The organism is Marvinbryantia formatexigens DSM 14469 (assembly GCF_025148285.1).
In the GTDB taxonomy this organism is placed as follows: Bacteria; Bacillota; Clostridia; order Lachnospirales; family Lachnospiraceae; genus Marvinbryantia; species Marvinbryantia formatexigens.
Window position 1 is genome coordinate 1,639,458 of the sequence record NZ_CP102268.1, and the last position, 15,795, is coordinate 1,655,252.

At 50.7% G+C, this 15,795-nt stretch carries 15 protein-coding genes; all 15 read right to left on the reverse strand.

Annotated features, from left to right (window positions below):
• Positions 1–234: 234 nt before the first annotated feature.
• Positions 235–1,014, reverse strand: coding sequence for a helix-turn-helix transcriptional regulator (locus NQ534_RS08035; protein ID WP_006860755.1), 780 nt, complete (start codon positions 1,012–1,014; stop codon positions 235–237).
• A 361-nt stretch (positions 1,015–1,375) separates the two neighbouring features.
• Positions 1,376–1,612: a hypothetical protein gene (locus NQ534_RS08040; RefSeq protein ID WP_006860753.1), complete on the reverse strand. Its 237-nt coding sequence runs from the start codon at positions 1,610–1,612 to the stop codon at positions 1,376–1,378.
• A gap of 58 nt (positions 1,613–1,670) precedes the next feature.
• The gene (locus NQ534_RS08045) at positions 1,671–2,933 is read right to left on the reverse strand and encodes an alpha/beta hydrolase family protein (protein ID WP_006860752.1); all 1,263 of its coding nucleotides are present in this window, start codon (positions 2,931–2,933) and stop codon (positions 1,671–1,673) included.
• 54 nt (positions 2,934–2,987) lie between these two features.
• Positions 2,988–3,851 (reverse strand): DAPG hydrolase family protein, encoded by an 864-nt coding sequence (locus tag NQ534_RS08050; protein WP_006860751.1) that lies wholly within the window; start codon positions 3,849–3,851, stop codon positions 2,988–2,990.
• Between the two features lie 34 nt (positions 3,852–3,885).
• A complete protein-coding gene (locus NQ534_RS08055) occupies positions 3,886–4,689 on the reverse strand; it encodes an SDR family NAD(P)-dependent oxidoreductase (protein WP_040782053.1) in 804 nt (267 codons plus the stop codon).
• Between the two features lie 92 nt (positions 4,690–4,781).
• On the reverse strand, positions 4,782–5,657 hold the full coding sequence (locus tag NQ534_RS08060) for a DAPG hydrolase family protein (RefSeq protein WP_006860749.1): 876 nt from the start codon (positions 5,655–5,657) through the stop codon (positions 4,782–4,784).
• Between the two features lie 60 nt (positions 5,658–5,717).
• Positions 5,718–7,139 (reverse strand): MATE family efflux transporter, encoded by a 1,422-nt coding sequence (locus tag NQ534_RS08065; RefSeq protein WP_006860748.1) that lies wholly within the window; start codon positions 7,137–7,139, stop codon positions 5,718–5,720.
• A 29-nt stretch (positions 7,140–7,168) separates the two neighbouring features.
• On the reverse strand, positions 7,169–7,753 hold the full coding sequence (locus tag NQ534_RS08070; RefSeq protein ID WP_006860747.1) for a hypothetical protein: 585 nt from the start codon (positions 7,751–7,753) through the stop codon (positions 7,169–7,171).
• A gap of 14 nt (positions 7,754–7,767) precedes the next feature.
• On the reverse strand, positions 7,768–8,724 hold the full coding sequence (locus tag NQ534_RS08075; RefSeq protein ID WP_006860746.1) for an ABC transporter ATP-binding protein: 957 nt from the start codon (positions 8,722–8,724) through the stop codon (positions 7,768–7,770).
• 3 nt (positions 8,725–8,727) lie between these two features.
• On the reverse strand, positions 8,728–9,708 hold the full coding sequence (locus tag NQ534_RS08080; RefSeq protein WP_006860745.1) for an ABC transporter ATP-binding protein: 981 nt from the start codon (positions 9,706–9,708) through the stop codon (positions 8,728–8,730).
• Positions 9,709–9,722: 14 nt separating this feature from the next.
• Positions 9,723–10,739: an ABC transporter permease gene (locus tag NQ534_RS08085; RefSeq protein WP_006860744.1), complete on the reverse strand. Its 1,017-nt coding sequence runs from the start codon at positions 10,737–10,739 to the stop codon at positions 9,723–9,725.
• A complete protein-coding gene (locus tag NQ534_RS08090; protein ID WP_006860743.1) occupies positions 10,739–11,695 on the reverse strand; it encodes an ABC transporter permease in 957 nt (318 codons plus the stop codon). Before NQ534_RS08090 ends, NQ534_RS08085 begins: the two co-directional genes overlap by 1 nt.
• Before the next feature lie 122 nt (positions 11,696–11,817).
• Entirely contained in the window at positions 11,818–13,407 is a 1,590-nt protein-coding gene (locus NQ534_RS08095; protein WP_006860742.1) for an ABC transporter substrate-binding protein, read from the reverse strand.
• A 154-nt stretch (positions 13,408–13,561) separates the two neighbouring features.
• Positions 13,562–14,386: a nitrogenase iron protein gene (gene nifH, locus NQ534_RS08100; RefSeq protein ID WP_006860741.1), complete on the reverse strand. Its 825-nt coding sequence runs from the start codon at positions 14,384–14,386 to the stop codon at positions 13,562–13,564.
• Positions 14,383–15,792, reverse strand: a complete 1,410-nt coding sequence (locus NQ534_RS08105) for a nitrogenase component 1 (RefSeq protein WP_006860740.1) — start codon at positions 15,790–15,792, stop codon at positions 14,383–14,385. Before NQ534_RS08105 ends, nifH begins: the two co-directional genes overlap by 4 nt.
• Between the last annotated feature and the right edge of the window lie 3 nt (positions 15,793–15,795).

Genomic DNA, 15,795 nt, shown 5'->3' on the forward strand with positions numbered 1-15,795 from the left:
TATAGCTTCGCCCTTTAAAGTGCACTTTTTAGCATTTTTGCATAAATTACCAGTATTTTCCTCTCTGGTTTTTATCGCTTTTGCTATATGTCAATCATAACAAAAACCCTTTTTCATAAACATAGCATATTATGACAAAGGGATGTACTTTTTTGATCTCTTTTTGCAAAAAAGAAACGGGTATGCTTTTTTGCACATCCGTTTCTTTTTCATAAGCCGCCTGACAAACAGGTCTCATTTTATATTTTTCTTACGATACTCCGACGGAGAGCACCCCGTCAGCTTTTTAAAACTCTTCGAAAAGTAAAAAGGGTCTGTATAAAATAATCCCGCTGATATCTCCTTGATTGTAAGATTCTGGCTCTCCAAAAGCCTTTTTGCCTCCGCAATCCGCAGTTCATTCATATATTGAATCAGATTTTCCCCGGTATCTTTTTTAAATTTCCGGCTCAGATGCTCCGGCGAAATACTGAATCTGTCAGCCACTGCCTTTACAGACAGACGCTGCCGGAAAATATTTTCGCTGATGTATTTCAGTACCTGTTCCGTCAAATCATGCGTATCATCCAGTTGTCTGCGCGTATTCAATATCACTCCGTCTCTCATGTGATATAGAACAGCCTTCAGATAAAGATTAATCAATTCAGCCTTCTCCATTCCGGAAGCCATATATGTCTTATAAATCTGCGAACACAGAAACTGCACTTCTCCGTCATAATCATGCAGCTTTATAATTTTATCCGTAAAAGGATGCTGGTCCTTCATCCCAAACCAGATTACATAGTTATCAAATGTTGCATATTTTGATTCATATAACAAATGAGTAACCATCGGCGGAATCAGAATGAAATCATAAGATTCATACTCAAATACACTCTCGTTCAATCTCATCTTTGTTTTACCACGGGTCATAAAATTCAGCTCATAATGCTTATGCCTGTGCCCCATAACATTTCTGGTAACGTCACTGTAGCGCGATCCCAAAAATTCCGCATTCTGATAATCAAACTCCATATCTGTTTTCCCGTCCCACTCTGTTTATTCCAGTTCTTCTCCTGGCTACATTATACAAAGCCCATAAAACAAAGTCAAACCGATTCTTTACGTCTGCCATTTTCATGACCTCATCGCACAATCAAGCAGGAAAACACATTCTTTTTTTCATGTTAAAACAACAAAAAATCACACCAGCCGGAGCGTGTCACCGGGATTATCATTGTGAGACCGGACACCTCCGATACGGGCGAACCGCACTCCTCCCGGAACTGGTGTGATACAGATATTATAGTACCGCCCATCGGAAAATGCAAGGACGGCTTTCTTTTCTCGCCGGCTTTCTTGCCTTTCTTGCCGGCTTTCTTGCCGGCTCTGCCTTTTATTCCGCCGGCACCAGGTACTCCCGGAGCCGGCTGTAGTCCTCCGCATTGTAGCAGACGATTTCAAACGCCTCAATGTCCGGGTTGCTGAATACCCTGGTCAGCCCGATGTATTGCGTCAGCTTGGATGCCAGATTCAGGACATCCTTCTCATCGGTAATCAGCTCCACTCTTCCTTTGCACTTTCTGATTGCTTTATAGAAACCGTCAATGTTCTGTATCGCTTTCACTCTCATAGATCATCTCTCCTTTTTCGTAAACTGCCGCACGGCCCCGGCGAATCCGCCATGCATCTTAGAATCTTCCGGCGCTGAGCCACTCATCCACAAAATCATGCAGTGTTTTCATGGTGTCCCCGAACTGTCCCGGAAATTTTTCCAGATGTTTTGCCGGGGTAAACTTATGGGTCGCGCCCTCCACAAACGCAATGGTTTTGTCCTCGCTGGCTGCCATGTTATAAATAGTTTCCGACGCCAGGAACTCCCAGCCGGCGGTCATGCCCATGACCAGCAGCGGAGATTTTATGTGCGCCACATTGCCCGGCGGGCAGTTGTAAGTGGATTCCCACTCCACGCCCCATATATGGTCTTCATCGAACCCGTAATCATCCGAAGTGCGCACGGCGTAGGAATTCAGATAAGTCTTTACGGAGAGAAACCTTGCGCCTTCCCAGAAAGAAGGAGTAAGCGAAACCGGATTTTCCGGTCCTCTGAGGCTGCGGATAATCTCCTCTGTTCTGCTTCCATCCGGGTGCAGCAGCAGATACGGCTTCTGCGTATGGGCCATCAGACGGGTATCCTGGGCGTACAGCTTATTATTTAAAAATACCTGCGCACTTCCCGGAATGATAAGCGGTTCGTCGTCTGTATAATTTCCTCCGCCCGCTTCAATCTTCATCAGACGGCTCAGCGCATATTCCAGAATATAAATATTCCGCAGACTCTGCGCCTTCTGAAATTTTCTGATAAACGCATCCGAATAAACAGACCCCTTTTCATCAAACCCGTTCGCCGGATTGAAAAGATTCAGTTCCTCATTGATCAGCATGCCGCTGTTTTCGTCCTCCACCGCCGGGTCAAGGCTGAGAAGCTGCATGACCGCATTTCCCCAGTTGGAATCCAGCAGCATCAGACCGTCCGCGGGCGGCAGCTCTTCACTGTCCGGGTACGGAAATATTTTTTCGGGTCCCCGGAAAACCTGCGGTCCGTTTTCCGCAACCGCCTGATATGCCGACATCAATGTACCGCCGCCGCTGTGCCCCATCAGTACAATCTTCTCTACCTGGGGAAGCGAACGCAGATACTCTACCGCAGCCTTCACACTCCTGGTTTTTTCTATCTGGCTGAAGATAATCCCTTCCTTGCTCATGACATTCGCATTCAGAACCGTATACCCTCTTTTTGCCAGTTCGGGACCTGTCGGCCAGAGCAGATAATCTTCATCCGAATGCATAACCAGTACCGCAATTCTCTGTTTCTCATTTTTCTGTACCGGCTCATATAACACGCCCGGAGAACGCTTTGCCACATTCACAAACGATGTCTTAATTGCTTCCATGTCTGCCTCCTTGCAGTAGTTGTTATTGTTTCGTGCGCTCACAGCCGCAGCCGGTCAGTCCTTATCCACCGGCAGAGCGCTGTAAGCCTCATATAAATCCGGCAGGACCTCATACAGATGCTGGCGCTCGATCGTATTGTGCGTCAGAACATTCTTCAGATAGGTATTATCCACCGGCGTATCCTCATCGCGGATAATCTTTCCGTCCTTCGCGTAAAAGCCCATCCACTCACAGTTGATGCTCTCTCTTCCGCCAAGCGGACACGGACGGCTGAAGCGCAGCACCAGATGATGCCCCGGATGACCTTCAAATTCTTCCCAGCAGGCATCCGCCCGGCAGTTGGCATCCAGCAGCTTCTGGTAGCGTTCTTCGGAAAGCCCGTAATCGCGCAGATCAATATTATGTGAAATTGCCGGGATTCCCTTAGACGGATCTCCTGTCGCGCCAAGGTCCAGCGTTTCCAGTGACCAGACGCCGTCCTTATCGTTTTCTCCGTTTACAAATCTGTGGTCCCAGTGGTCCAGCGGATTCCAGATTTTATAGCGCAGGTTTCCCTGCCCCTGTACCATGCTCTTTGAATGCTGATTATACCATTTTCCGTACCAGCGTCTCCATTTTCCCTGCCAGGTAACCGGCGATACGGAATACTCGATATAAAAGCCATATCCCTCCGGCATCATCGTGTAGCCGTAGCATACCTTCGGATAGCCTTTTATCTGAAGATGATCCAGCCAGTGTTCAATCGGAATGGCGTCCTCCACCGCCATCGGACCGGCATCCAGAATCTGCTGCTGCAGAGGATTCGGCGGATAAAGCTTATAATCCGTGTAAAACCGGGAAGCCGGCATCGCCTTCTCCTCTTCTGTCAGCTCCGGCACCTCATAATATGGCATACCGTCATTATATATCAGTCCCATGCTTCCTCTCCTCCTTCTTTCTATCTGCCCCTGTTTATCCTACAATCAGACCGCCGTTGACGTCTATCCTTGCGCCGTTTACGAAGCTTGCTTCTTCGCTTGCCAGGAAGCAGAACGCCCCCACCACATCCTGCGGAACCATCATGCGGCCCACCGGGATCCGGGCAAGCATTCTGGCGCGTTCCTCGTCGCTCAGCGTGGTTTCCTCCGGAACATCCTCTTCACAGTGCCCGATTAAAATGCAGTTAGAGGTAATTCCCTTCGGTCCGAATTCCCGCGCCATTTCGTAGGTCAGCGCCTCCAGACCGCCGCGCGCCGCCGCAAAGGACGGGTCGAGGAAATAGCCGCCGTTTCTGGCATCCCAGGTGGTAATGTTGATAATTCTGGGCGCTTTGCTCTGCAGCAGATACGGCATCGCATTCTTGGCATTTACAAACGCCGATTCCACGACCTCCATAGAATGACGCCAGATGGTCTTGTCGGTGTGTTCGAAATCATAACGGATATGTCCGCCCTTTGCGTTCACCACCACATCCACGCTGCCGAAGCGCTCGTACACATAATCAATCATATCCTTCATGTGGGTGCGCGTCTCGTAGATTTCCGGAGCTGCTTCCATATTTTCTTCCCATTTCGCCTTCGGGTTCTGGGCGATTCCGATCACATGATCGTGATATTTCGGATTGATTTTTTCTTTAATCGCCTTCTGCGCCTTAGTATGTAATCCGCTCAGCATCGCGACATTCATGCCCGCCTCCAGCGCGGCATTTACAATCGCAGAACCATTATTTCCTGCTCCGCCGGTAATCACCATTGTTCTTCCTTTTAATGTAAACATTCTCTCACTCCTGTTCTGCCAAATTCCTTACCTTCATTTCCTGATATAAATCTGTAACCGTCCTTTCGTCCGCATAAGTCTCCGGCGGCTGCTCAGTCCGCATCCATCGGCTGGTCGTGATACTCCGCATACAGCTCCGGCAGGAAGGTATACAGATGCTCCCACTCAATCAGCGTATGGATAACCACCTTTTTCAGATACGCTTCATCACACTTTGTGCTCGGATCTCTCACCAGCTTTCCGTTTACCGGACGCCAGCCGATCCACTCCCTGCTTCTGGTCTCGATGCCTCCCTGCGGGCACGGACGGGAATAGGCAAGGCACAGATGCGTGCCCGGCTCGTCAAAGGTCTCGTAGGAGCCCTTTCCGGTAAGCTGGCAGCCGGCGTCCTTCAGCTCCTGCAGACGCTCATCTGTCAGCCCGAAATCCTTCAGATCAAACTGGTGACGGATGGTATCATACATGCGGTCGCCGGCTCCCAGGTCAAGGCTCTCCGTGGTATGAATGCCGTCGGAGCCATCCTGCCAGTTTACATAATAATGGTCAAAATGGTCCGCATAATTCCAGATTTTATATCTCAGATTGCCGTGCCCCGGCACCATGCTTTTCGATTTCAGATTTCTCCAGTTGCGGTACCAGCGCTCCATCTCCGCGGTAATGTGCGGCGGTCTCACGCGGTAGGTCGCCACGTAGCCGGAGCCGTCCTCAAACATACAGTACCCAAGCTCCACTTTGTCATATCCATACGGTTTTAAAAGGTCCATGAAGTTTTCCGGACGGATCGCGTCCTCCACCTTCATCGGCTTCTTTATAATCTGCATTTCCAGCGGGGAGGGCATATGCAGCGGATATTTGTAAAAATACTTTGCCAGCGGCATCTTTTCCTCCTCCGGGAACAATTTCTGACGCACCTTTACGATATTATCGTCATCGGTATCGATGATTTCTTTATCAACTTCAATAAACATTCTGACTCTCCTTTCTGTTTCCGGGAACAGTCCTGGCGGACTGCCCTTTTACGTTTACTGTTATGAATGCTGCTCTGCTTTTCTTCTGTGCGAATGCTTATGTACATCTGTTTCCACTTTTCCTTCCTGTGCCAGACGGATGACCTTCAGCCCATAGAAGAACATCGGAATAATCACCACCGCGCTGAGCAGATCCGCCAGCGCCTGCGTCGCCGCCACACCGTTTACGCCCCAGATTCTGGGCGCGATCAGAAGAACCGGATAGAAGCAGTAACCCTGTCTTGCAAAGTTTGCCACCAGCGCCAGCTTTGCATTACCAATCCCGGCAAAGAACATATTTACCTGGGAGCTGAGCGCGTGCATGATCAGACCGAAGCACTGCAGCCGCACACAGAGCATTCCAAGCTCCATCACCTCCATATCCGCCTGACTGTTAAAAATACGGATCAGCGGCGATGCGAAGATGAAAATGATAATCCCCATTACGATGGAGCCGCCGACCGCCATCGCGCAGCCATAGGTGTAGCTGTCCTTTACGCGCTTCCACACCTTCGCGCCCCAGTTGAATCCGACCACCGGCTGATAGCCCTGCCCGAATCCGAGAATAAACGCAAATGGGAATTCCATGATACGGTTCGCCACGGAAAGCGCCGCCAGGGATGCTGTGGAATAGCTTCCCGCCACACGGTTGATGGCAATGGATGCCACCACGGTAAGCACCGAGCGGAAGAAGGAGCTGGAGCCGATTGCCACAACCTCCTTCACATCATTCCACACCAGCGAAAACTTCCGGATGGAGATTTCCACAATCGTCGTTTTCCTCGCATATGGCCAGCACAGAATCACAAAGCTGATGCATTTTGAAATTGCGGTCGCCATAGAAGCGCCCGCCACGCCCAGACCAAATTTGTAAATAAACAGCGGGTCCAGAAAGCAGTTCAGAATGCCGCCAAAGCCGATGCCGATCATCGAATAGGTGGCGCTGCCCTCGCTTCGCAGGCACATGTTTAAAATAAAGCTGCCAATCATAAACGGCGCCGCGTACAGCACATAGGTCCCGTACTGTATGGAATACTCCGCGCACTCCTCCGTTGCGCCCAGCCAGTAAACGATATCGCCGAGCATCAGCTTGCCGAAAATCATAAACAGAATTCCCAGCCCGATGCCGGTAAATATCGACGTCGACAGTATCCGGTTCGCGTGTTCTTCCTTCTTCGCTCCGAGAAGTCTGGAAATGTAGCTGCAGGCGCCCGCTCCGATCAGCGAACCGATTACCGTAATCATACGCTCCAGAGAGCTGTTTACACCCACCGCCGCCGTCGCGTTGGTTCCCAGTGTACTGACAAAATAGGTATCCACCAGATTGTAAATTGTGGTGATCAACTGGGCGGTAATCGTCGGCACCGCCATTTTCGGCAGCAGCGTCATGATGTTTTCATTCAGCATCATCTGCTTTTTTTCTTCTTTAACATTGTTTCTCATGCAATATGCCTCTCTATCCTAGAATTAATTCACATACAGATAAACTTTTTTGATTTATCGTCCCACGCCTTATTTTCCTGTTTTTCATAAGGCAGCGCCCGGTAGAAGAACGTAATTAGAAAAGAACATATCCCCGAAAAGAAGTAAAACAGCGGTACCATCCCCACCCCTGCGGGAAGTCCATTCCGGATTATGATAATAACGCAGGATATTGCCGCGCAGAGCAGAACAACCGCATTCGCGCCTGGCGCAAGCCTCAGGATCATATTCATCTGCTCAAAATTCTGGCTTGTGAGCTTGTCCTTTGAAAAGACAAACTGCAGCACGCCGAACCACTCAAACAGAAACAGCGCCAGTGAAAAACCGGAAAATAATACCGGGAAGGAACGGTAATTCAGCTCGCACCTCTGCAGGGCAGCCAGCGCAAAGAACAGCGTTCCCAGCGCGCACAGCATTGCAAATATCCGCTTATAGCGCTGCTTTTCTGCTTTTTCCAGTCTGAATACATACCATTTTCCAACATATTCATACCGGATACAGAAGCCCCGCTTATTTGCGCACGGTTTTTCATATGCCATATAGTTTTCTTCAAAAGAATCCCGGAATGTCTTCATGTACAACCCCTTCTCTATAACTGGTTAATCTCTTTTGCCTTGTTACAAACTACAACGTGTCCCGGACGGACTTCCTGGCTCTTTACGCCCTGCCTGCATCCCTCATCCGCATATGGACAGCGCGACGCAAAGCGGCAGCCGGGTCCCGGATTAATCGGGGACTTAATCTCGCCCTTCAGAATGATGCGCTCCCTGCGGTTGTGGATATCCGTCGTCGGGATCGCTGAGAGCAGCGCCTTCGTGTAGGGATGCAGCGGATAGGCAAACAGCTCTTTTCTGTCGCACACCTCCACCATCTGTCCGAGATACATCACGCAGATCTGGTTGGAAATATGCTTTACGACCGACATGTCGTGCGTGATAAACAGATACGTAAGCTTCAGATCTCGCTGCAGATCCATCAGAAGATTTAAAATCTGTGCCTGAATCGACACATCCAGCGCGGAGACCGGCTCGTCGCAGACGATGAATTTGGGATTCAGCGCCAACGCTCTGGCAATTCCCACCCTCTGGCGGCGCCCGCCGTCCAGCTCGTGCGGATAAGACATCCGCAGACGCTTCTCGATTCCCACCGTATCCATCAGCTCACGCGTACGGTTTTTAATCTCCTCCTGGCTGAAGCTTCCATCCAGCTTCAGCGGCTCCATAATGATGTCGGATACTGTCTGGCGCGGATCCAGGGAAGAATACGGGTCCTGGAAAATCATCTGGACATCCTTGCGGAACTTCACCATTTCTTTTGGCTTCAGCTTTGTGACATCCCTCCCCTGGAACAGAATTTTTCCGTCCGTGCTTTCATTTAAATGAATCAGTGTCCTGCCAAGCGTCGATTTTCCGCAGCCGGATTCTCCCACCAGCCCTACGGTCTCGCCTTCCTCGATCCTGAAGGTGATATCATCCACAGCATGCACCATTCCGGCGCCGCTCTTAAAGTATTTTTTTAAGTTCTGTGTTTCCACCAATGCCGCCATATATCACCCCTCCTCGTTCGCTTTCCAGCATCTGACCTTATGACCCGGCGTCATTTCAATCATGTGGTTATTAAACTTCTTACATTTTCCGCAGGCATACGGACACCGCTCCAGGAAATCACAGTGTTCGCGGAGCACGGACGGATCCGGCGGCAGCCCCTCAATCGGCGAGAGCCTCTCCACATCCTTATCCAGATCCGGCAGGGCGCCGAAGAGCCCGCAGGTATACGGATGCGTCGGATTATCGTAGATATCCTCCAGCGTTCCCTCCTCAATAATTCTGCCCGCGTAAATAACCGCTACCTTATCGCATACTCCCGCCACAACGCCCAGATCGTGCGTAATCAGTATCATAGCAGTTCCCAGCTTGTCCCGCAGGTCTCTTATTAAATCGAGTACCTGCGCCTGAATCGTCACATCCAACGCAGTCGTCGGCTCATCCGCCAGCAGAAGCTGCGGCGAGCACGCAAGCGCCAGCGCGATTACCACACGCTGCTTCATGCCGCCGGAAAACTGGTGCGGATACTCCTCCGCACGGTCGGCGCCGATGCCGACCATTTCCAGCATTTCAACCGCCCGCTTATTTGCCTCCGCCTTCGAGCAGTTCTGATGCTGCCGGTAGCCTTCTGCAATCTGCGATACAACCGTCTTTACCGGGTTGAGCGCCGTCATCGGGTCCTGGAAAATCATCGAAATGGATTTTCCCCGCAGCGCCTGCAGCTCCTTGTCATCCATATCGGGAATCTGCTTTCCCTCAAACCAGATATCGCCTTCCACGCTCTCCACAGAATTTTCCGGAAGAATACGCAGAATCGATTTTGCAATCGTTGTCTTTCCGGCTCCCGTCTCGCCCACCAGTCCAAGCGTTTCTCCCGCTTTCAGCTCCAGAGAAACATCATTGACTGCGTGGATAATCGAATTTCCCGAATGATATTTCACCGTAAGATGACGGATTCCAAAAAAATTCTCTCTTGTCTTTGCCATTTCCTATCCCTCCATCAGTCTTTAAGATTCGGGTCCAGCGCGTCACGGAAAGCGTCGCCCAACAGGTTGAAGCTCAGTACGGTAAGCACGATGAAGATACCCGGAATAATCACCATATACGGGAAATCACGGATATAGTTTCGTGTTGCCGCCAGCATCTGTCCCCATTCCGGCTTCGGCTCCTGCACGCCAAGTCCCAGGAAGCTTAAGGACGAAGACGCCAGACCGTTCCGGCTGATGCTCATTGCGATCTCTACGATAATCGGAGAAATTGCGTTCGGCACGATATGCCGGGCGATAATCTTCCAGGTCGGACAATTGATGGTCGTTGCCGCTTCAATATACTCCATGTTACGGATGCGCAGGATGTTTGCTCTCATCAGACGGGCAAATCCGGGGATTCCCGTGATACCAAGAGCAAGAATACATTTGTCCACGCCGGTTCCGAATACCGCGCAGAATGCCATTGCCAACACCAGCGACGGGAATGCCTGAAACAGATCCAGGAAACGCATCAGGCAGGAATCCACCACGCCGCCGAAATATCCGGCAACCGCTCCCATAATGATTCCGAGGATTGCGGAAAGCACCGTAGAGAGGATACCGATAACAAGGGTATATCTTGCGCCGTACAGAACCCTGGAGAGAATGTCGCGTCCCAGGTCATCCGTTCCGAATAAGTGGTCGGCGGACGGCCAGGATTTCATTGCCGCAAAATCTGTTGCCGAGTAGTCGTACCGGCAGATATACGGGGACAGCAGCGAAAGAATAATAATCAGAGCGATAAATATCATTCCGAACTGCGCGCCTCTGTTGCGGGAAATGCTTGCCCATATATATTTTGCCGAACCCGGCTTGATGCTGGCGTCGATGTGGCGGCGCTTCTTCGCCTTTTTCCCACGACCGTGCCCGCCGTGTCCATGATGTCCGTCATTGCCGCGATGTCCGTCATCGCCGTGATGTCCGTCATCGCCGTGATGTCCGTCGCCGCCGCGATGTCCGGCTGTTTTGTTTTTTAATTCCTCTGCCATTATTTCACCTTCTTTTTATTTGAGGATACATACTGTGCCTTGATGCGCGGGTCTACAAAAGCGTACAGCAAATCTGTCAGCAGCATGACCAGCGCGAAAGTAAACGCGATAAATATAATTCCGCCGGTACATGCGTTGTAGTCCCGGTTATTGATGCTGTTTACCAGATACTGTCCGATGCCGGGGATGGAAAATACGACCTCGATGATGGTCGCGCCGCCCAGCATGGAGCCAAACCGCATACCAATTACGGTAAGAATCGGAATCAGCGCGTTCGGAAGCGCATGTCCGTAGATAACGTCTCTTTCCGGAAGCCCCTTTGCCCTTGCGGTGGTCACGTAATCCGACTGCACGACCTCCAGCATACTGGCACGTACCTGTCTGGTAAAGCCGGCGAGACCGCCCAGCGAGTTGGCTATCGTCGGCAGGACAAAATATATCAGTGATTTTGCCCCCGAAGACGGGAACCATTTCAGCTTCAGCGAGAAGAGCAGCACCAGCATCAGCGCCGTCCAGAAGCTCGGCATACAGTCAAACAGCAAGGTTATAAACAGCGAGATCCGGTCGCCTGCGGAGTTCGCATGTACCGCTGTATAAATGCCCAGCGGCAGGCCCACCACGACGGTCAGTATAATACTGAAAATCGCTATCTTGGCGGTGTGCGGGAATCGTTTCATCAGCTCCCATTTAATATCTGTGCCGTCAATCAGAGACTTGCCGAAATCAAACTTTGTAAAAATATTCGTTACGTACTCGCCCAGTCTGACCACAAACGGTCTGTCAAGACCAAGCGCTACACGTTTCGCCTCTATCTCCGCCTCGGTATGTACACCCGACCCCAGAGCAAGCTGTGCGGGGTCGCCCGGAACGAAGTTCATCAGAGTAAACATAATAATACCAACCGCGAGCAGCGTCGGAATCATTATCAGCAGTCGCTTTACAACATATCGTGTCATGAACTCATTTCCTTTCGTTTATCGGGGAATGGAAAGGCGGCACTGCACTATGTGAAACTATTCAATAATACAGTGCCGCCCTTATCATTCACTTGATCTTCAAGCAGTTATTTCCGGATTTCCTAACCTTCTACGGATACATAATCCTCTGTGAATGTCATGGCATTCAGCACCGGATTCAGCTTCTGGATGCAGACATCCGTAAGACCGGCTGTTGTAACAATAGACCTTACCTCTGTGTAGCAGCCAACGATATAAGCCTGCTCCATCACATAGTCGTGGAATGCATCCAGATTTTCCTCACTTCTGTCTGCGATTGCCGTTGCGAGAAGCTCCTGCAGTTTTTCATCCTGTACGAAGCACTGGTTGCTGTCGCCGCCGAAGAGGTCGTTCCAGAATGTCGTTGTGAAGTCTACGATAGAGTTTGAATATTCGGGCATATCCCATGCCGTCGGGTCATTCTGGATAGCCTGTCTTGCCGCACGGTCCTGGCTGTCGATAATCATGTTAATATTTGCCTCTGCGAACATTGCCTGCAGTGCAACGTACGGCTGCTGCGGAGCCTGGGAGCTGTTCAGGAAGCTGAATTCCAGCGGGTTGCTCTCATCATAACCTGCCGCTGCCAGATATTCTTTTGCCTTCTCAATGTCGTATGTGAAGTATTCTTCCTCATCCCATGCATCTACATAGTCTGTAGCAAGGTTCGGAGCTACGTCATGGCTCAGAACAACCTCGCCTGCGGAGAGAGACATATTGTATGCATCAAATGCATGAGCAACACCCTGACGTACATTTACATCATCAAAGATGCTTCCTTCGCTGCAGTTGAAGATGAGGTACTGTGTCATACCGTTGAGATATTTTGTTACATTGTAATCTTCATTGTCCTCAAAGCGTCCTACTTCGTCAGAGGAAACCTCAGCCATATCAACTTCGCCGTTCTCAAGAGCGATCGTTCTGGAGGAAGCCTCTGTGATACAGCGGAGCTCGATTTCCTTTACGTTTGTAAACTCAACGTCTGCTCTGTCCTCTGTTTTCCAGTAGTCATCCTTTGCTTCCAGTGTCACGCCGGAGCCGGTAACCATATCGGTTACGATGTAAGCGCCTGTGGTAGCCGGATTGGAGTTAACTTCATCTTCAGAAGCACCTGTGTACCAAGCCTCATTTGCGATGGAGCAGCCGCACAGAACCGCTTCGATAGCACCCTCGCTGGTATCTTTCAGTTTGATGGTCAGTGTGTAGTCGCCGGTTGCTTCTGCGCTGTCATAATACAGGGAAATCTCGGATACGAAGCCCAGCTCAGCCAGGTTGTTGTAGCTGAACACTACGTCGGAAGCGGTAATCGCATTGCCCTGGCTGTCGACGATGTTGTCGAAGAGCTCTACCTCATAAGTTGCATCGTCTACCTTTGTAACAGACTTTGCAGCGTTCATCTGAAGCTCGCCGTTTTCCAGCATAGCGCCTACAAACGGACGGTGACAGAGGTGCGCCCAGATCGTGTTCTCTGTCCAGTCACGCACTGCGGAATCGCTTCCCCACGGTCCGATCGTGAAGGAGTCGTCATCTACCGCTACGACTACCTTGCCCGCCTGGGTTGCCGCTTCTGTCGGAACAGCGGAATCAATCTGTACCTCTGATGCGAATGCGGTAGCGCATGTGCCGAATGCCATTGCGGATGCCATAAGTAACGCCATAATAGTTTTTCTTTTCATCGTTTGTAATCCTCCGTTTTACGTTTTATTTGGTTTTTTCACCTGGTACCTGGATTGTACAAAATAACGGACGCAGAATCAATTCCGTTTGATTTTTGAAAGATTCCATTTTGGAAATTATACAATTTTCGCTTCCTTTGCTCTGTTCTTTTCATCAATTTTCATAATTCATATATTTTTCCAGCAGTACCTCCAGCTCCTCCGGCTGCAGCGGTGTCGGAATACTGTATGTTGTATTTGTCTCTATTTTTTCCGCCAGCGCCCGGTATTCGCACGCCTGTCCGCATTCCGGGTCGTATTCAATAACCGTCATTCGTTTACATTCCGCACGCTGTACGATATTATTTCTCGGCAGGAAATATATAAGCTGCGTGTTCAGCTTCGCTGCAAATTCCTGCACGAGAGCCCGCTCGTTATCCACCAGGCGGGAATTGCAGATTAATCCGCCCAGCTTTGTTTTGCCGGAAGCAGCATACCGCCGGATTCCTTTACAAATATTATTTGCCGCATACAGAGACATCATTTCCCCGGAGCAGACAATATAGATTTCCTGCGCCTTTCCTTCCCGGATAGGCATCGCAAAGCCTCCGCAGACTACATCGCCCAGAACATCATAAAATACATAATCCAGCTCTTCTTCGTAAGCTCCAAGATTCTCCAGCATGTTGATCGCCGTGACGATCCCCCGTCCGGCGCAGCCCACGCCCGGCTCCGGTCCTCCCGATTCTACCGCCCGGATTCCTCCAAATCCCACACTCATCAGGTCTTCTATTGTGATATCTTCCTCTTCCTTCTCCCGCATGGTGTCCAGCACCGTTGCCTTCGCCAAACCGCCCAGGATCAGCCGTGTGGAATCCGCTTTCGGGTCGCATCCGATCAGCATCAGCTTTTTTCCGCGCTCCGCCAGCGCCGCCGCCAGATTCTGGGTTGTGGTCGATTTTCCGATTCCGCCCTTGCCGTAAATTGCTATCTGTCTCATATATTTTCCTCCGTTTTCCTCAACTGTTCATCCAGCCATTTATTCAGGTGTTCTCCAAAAAAGAGCGGAAGCGCCGGGTGCTCCCCGTAGAGCTGGAAGGCCCTGTGCGGAAGATCTATCCACCTGCTGCCCTCCGGCGCAAAACAGCGAAGCAGCGGGTCTGCGATAATCGTATGGAAGCCACCTTCTTTCAAAAGCTTTTCCGCCTCCTGTTCGCTTCTTAAGCGCCCGTCTCCCGGCTGCTCCAGCGACTTCTCCATCATATAAAACGTATATACCCGGACATTTTCCATTCCATAATCGCAAAGCAGCGTTTCCCGGATTGCGTTTCCCATAAACTGCTCGCAAATAATCAGAACCTCCGGTTCCATATTTTCTGCCTGCATGCTGCACTCCGGCTCCTGTTCTGCGACCCGCCTGCTGCATTCCGGCTCCTGTTCTGTGACCCGCCTTCCGCATTCCGGCTCTCCGGACCGTCCGCCGGATTCCGGTTTCTGTCCCGCTGTTCCCTGCTCCGGCTGCCTGCCGCTTTCAAGCGCCTCCAGTACGCGCTCCGTCCAGCTTTTTCCAAAGGGCGCCGCCGCAATATAAGGCGTTCCATATCTGCTTTTTAAATATTTCGCCGCCGCCAGACCGGAAACCGTTACCACAAGATTTACCTGCGCCTCCGCAGCTCTCGCAATATTTTCCGCCCGCTCTGCCCCGCCAAAGTCCGCCGTTACTAAAAAACGTCCACTGGACGTTTTTGTCGTATGCATGGCAACTAAAAAACCTTCACCGGACGTTTTTGTCGTATGCATGGCAACTAAAAAACGTTCACCGGATGTTTTTGTCGTATGCATGGCAGCAGAAAAATCCTGGCTTTCCAGCCAGCCGCGCAGCGCCCCGGCATTTTCCTCCTGCCAGTCCAGCGCCGTCACGCCCAGAATATTAACACTGCCCGGACAGATATTTCCCGGCTTTGTCAGCAGCTTTGCCATAGCAAGCAATGTCTCTGATATCCCCGTATCATATGCTTTATGTCCCGAAAGCTTTACGGCAGCCGCCTTTATCCCGCTGCTCTGCCCGATAGTTTCCGCAATTTCTTCCAGGTCCGTTCCAATCATCGCGGAGCAGGGTCCCGCACTCAGCAGAACAAATTCCGGGGTCAAATCCCTTCTGCCATCTTCAAATGCGTCCAGCACCTTCTGTCTTGTGCCGGATACCACATCCTCCGGACCAATTTCCGTATGCACAACGCGCATCTGCGCCTCCCCGTTCTCCCGGTGTCTCCGCCGGCGCTCTGCACTTGTCCTGTACTCCGAGCAGTCATCAATGATTCCCATTCCGTCCGTTTTATTCAGCACCTCAATAAATCCAAAATTATCCGCCATCGGAGGCGGCAGCTTTTTCCATAATTTTGCCATCTG